This is a genomic window from Singulisphaera rosea (genome assembly GCF_054877945.1).
Genome location: NZ_JBTYIP020000166.1, coordinates 1 through 255, shown reverse-complemented (window position 1 = coordinate 255; position 255 = coordinate 1). Strand labels below are relative to the sequence as shown.

Sequence of the window (255 nt, the reverse complement as noted above, 5' to 3'; positions counted from 1 at the left end):
GGTCATGGTCCCATCCCTTCTCCACCTCACCTCGGCTGTCTGTCCGGGTTTTTCCCCCCCCGGGAGTATTCCCCCAGGCTCACCTTCGCCTTCGTGTCCATCGAGATCTCCAGGGTCTCCGGGTCATTCTTCACTTCCTCCCGGACCGCATTCACGTTCGCGAAGATCGCGTCGGTCTCCTCGGTCTTCTTCAACGGCTTCCCCTTTTGAATCCGTTTCAATCGGTAGTTCATCCGATTGAGGATGTCGCGCAAC

General features: G+C 58.0%; 1 protein-coding gene. It reads right to left on the bottom strand.

The window, feature by feature from the left end:
- Positions 1 to 26: 26 nt before the first annotated feature.
- Positions 27 to 255: ISAzo13-like element transposase-related protein (locus ACYOEI_RS41360; protein WP_462856509.1), on the bottom strand; the 229-nt coding region annotated here is incomplete at its 5' end.